Origin of the sequence: Paraburkholderia sp. Ac-20347, assembly GCF_017104805.1 — a bacterium.
Lineage (GTDB): Bacteria > Pseudomonadota > Gammaproteobacteria > Burkholderiales > Burkholderiaceae > Paraburkholderia > Paraburkholderia tropica.
Map to the genome: position 1 here is coordinate 1 of NZ_JAAGPN010000481.1, position 2,865 is coordinate 2,865.

3 protein-coding genes are annotated in these 2,865 nt (G+C 67.4%); 2 read left to right on the top strand and 1 reads right to left on the bottom strand.

The window, feature by feature from the left end:
* The coding region (locus G3N97_RS37755) for an AI-2E family transporter (protein ID WP_205997844.1) at positions 1 to 1,302 on the top strand (1,302 nt) is incomplete at its 5' end.
* A 188-nt stretch (positions 1,303 to 1,490) separates the two neighbouring features.
* Entirely contained in the window at positions 1,491 to 1,733 is a 243-nt protein-coding gene (locus G3N97_RS37760) for a hypothetical protein (RefSeq protein WP_205997845.1), read from the top strand.
* Positions 1,734 to 2,108: 375 nt separating this feature from the next.
* On the opposite strand, the gene G3N97_RS37765 is transcribed toward G3N97_RS37760, so the two are convergent.
* On the bottom strand, positions 2,109 to 2,865 hold a 757-nt coding region (locus tag G3N97_RS37765), incomplete at its 5' end, for an aldehyde dehydrogenase family protein (protein ID WP_205997846.1).

Here is a 2,865-nt window from a genome sequence, read left to right on the forward strand (position 1 = left end):
TCGATCTTCATCCTGCTGCAGCGCGAGGATCTGCGCGACCGCCTGATCAGCGTGTTCGGTTCCGACGACCTGCACCGCACGACCACCGCCATCAACGACGCCTCCGAGCGCCTGTCGCGCTACTTCGTCGCGCAGCTGGGCGTGAACGTTTCGGTGGGCGCGGTGCTCGCGATCGGGCTGGCGGGCATCGGCGTGCCGGGCGCGCTGCTGTTCGGCGCGCTCGCGGCGCTGCTGCGCTTCGTGCCGTACATCGGCATCTGGATCGCCGCCGTGCTCGCCACGCTGCTCGCGGCCGCCATTCAGCCGCAATGGACGATGGCGGTGTGGACGCTGATCTTCTTCATCGTCGTCGATGTCGTGGCGGGCCAGTTCGCCGAGCCGATGCTCTACGGCCGCCGCTCCGGACTCTCGCCGCTCGCGGTGGTGGTGGCGGCGATTTTCTGGAGCTGGCTGTGGGGGCCGATCGGTCTCGTGCTCTCGACGCCGCTGACGCTGTGCATCGTCACGCTCGGTCGTTACGTGGATCGTTTGAACTTTTTGACCATCCTGCTCGGCGACCAGCCCGCGCTGACGCCCGCGCAGACCTGCTATCAACGTCTGCTCGCCGACGATCCGCACGAAGCGCTGCTGCAGGCCGACCGGCTGCTCCACGAGATGCCGCTGATCGACTATTACGAGCAGGTCGTGTTCGAGGGCCTGCGCTTCGCGCGCAACGACGTGCTGCGCGGCGTGCTGCCCGCCGAGCAGATCGCGCGCATCAATCAGGCGCTGCTCGATATCGTCGAGGACCTCGAATCCGTGGACGATTCGCGGCATACGCGCAATGGCAACGGCAACGGGCATGGAAGCAACGGCGCGCGCAAACAGGACGCAACCGAGCTGACGCCCGAGCTGCGCGCCGAGATTCCCGACGACGGCCGCGCGCTGCTCTGCGTGCCGGGGCGCGGCGCGTTCGACGACGTGGCGGTGGCGGTCGTCTGCCAGTTGCTCGGGCGCGCGAAGATTCCGAGCACGGCGACCACCTACGAAGAAGTGCGCGCGACGCGCGCGGGCATGGTGGATGCGCAGACGGCAGCGATCTGCGTGGTGTCGCTCGACGCCGCGGAGTCGCCGCCGTACCTTCGCAACCTGGTGCGGCGGCTGCGCGAGCGTGCGCCCGACGCGTCCATCGTCGTCGGTGTGCGCGCCGTGCGCAGGGACGAAGGCATGAGCATCGCCGACGACGCCCGCACGCAACTCGCACCGACGCTGCGCGATCTGGTGGATGCGTGCGGCGTGGCGCTCGCCCAGCGGCAAGGCTGAGCGGCGCACGGATCGACGCGGCGGCGAACTCGACGGCCTGATCGGCGGCAACGATGAATGTGGCGTGTGCGTGACAAATCGTGTGACAAAGATTGTGACAGTCACGCGCGCGTCACACATTCCCCCGATCATATGCGGCCCTGCGCCCCTGGTTGCATTCCCAGAGGTGCCGATCAAGGAGAGGAGAAGTGCTAAGCCCCCACGAGTTTGCCACGCTGATGCTGATCCGCCACGCGCCGGAGCAGATCGATATGAACCGCCACGAACTCGATATTCTGTTCGAGCGTCAGCTCGTCGCGCTCGAACAGCGCGCCGAAGGCATTCGCCGTCTGTCGCTCACGTCCGCCGGCCGTTCGCTGCTCGAAGCGCTCGGCCGCGCCGAACCGCGCGTCATGCCGCACGAAGAGTCCGGCAGCTACGACGCGCATTGACGCGCATGTCCGTATCGATGCATTGAGCACGCGGCGAACTTCGTTCGTCATTCGAAATTTTCCCCGCTGTGTTTCGTCCGCTGTTTTTTCGCTTCGCTTCGCGTTCGATTCTTCCCGCAGCCGCCACCCGAACACGCAAAAAAAAGCGCCGACGGATTTCCCTCGGCGCTGAATACTTCGACTCTGCATGGTCCCTGAATGAACGGGGACAGGGTATGGCACGCGGCGCCGGACCGGCAAGTCGGTCGAGCCGCCGCCGCGCTCCATGAACGGTTTAACGGATGAGCCCGCGATTCGGTGCATCAGGACAAACCCGTCCTCGTGCAGGGAATCGCGGCGCGCCGTATTTATTCTGCAGCGCTGAACGTTCCCCGCTTAGCGGCGGTCGGTCCAGACCGTCTGAACATTGCAGAACTCGTGCATGCCGAAGCTCGACAGCTCGCGTCCGAAACCGCTCTTCTTCACGCCGCCGACCGTCACGCGCGGGTCCGTCGCCACGTCGCCGTTGATGAACACCGCGCCGGTTTCGATCTGCGCGGCCATCGCGTCCGCGCGTTCGAGATCGCGGGTCCAGATCGTGCCGCCCAGACCGAACTCGCTGTCGTTCGCCATCTCGACGGCGTGCTGCGCATCGCGCGCGACGATGATCGAGGCGACCGGCCCGAACAGCTCCTCGCGGAACGACGTCATGCCCGGCTGCACGTCGGCGATCACCGTCGGCTCGTAGTAGTTGCCCGGGCCTTCGACCTTGTGGCCGCCGAGCACGAGGCGCGCGCCTTCGGCGAGCGTGCGCTCGACCTGGCCGTGCAGTTCGTCGCGCAGATCGTAGCGCGCCATCGGGCCGATGAAGTTCGCCTCGTCGCGCGGCGAACCCATGCGCAGCGCCTTCACGGCGGCGACGAAACGCGCCTCGAATTCGGCGGCCACCGGCGCTTCGACGATCAGGCGCTTGGCCGCGAGGCAGACCTGCCCCGTGTTGCCGAAGCGGCCCAGCACGGCGGAGCGCACGGCTTCGTCGAGATCGGCGTCGGCGAGCACGATGAAGGCGTCCGAGCCGCCCAGTTCCAGCACGCACTTCTTGAGCGCCGCGCCCGCGAGCTGGGCGATGGCCGCGCCCGCGCGCACGCTGCCG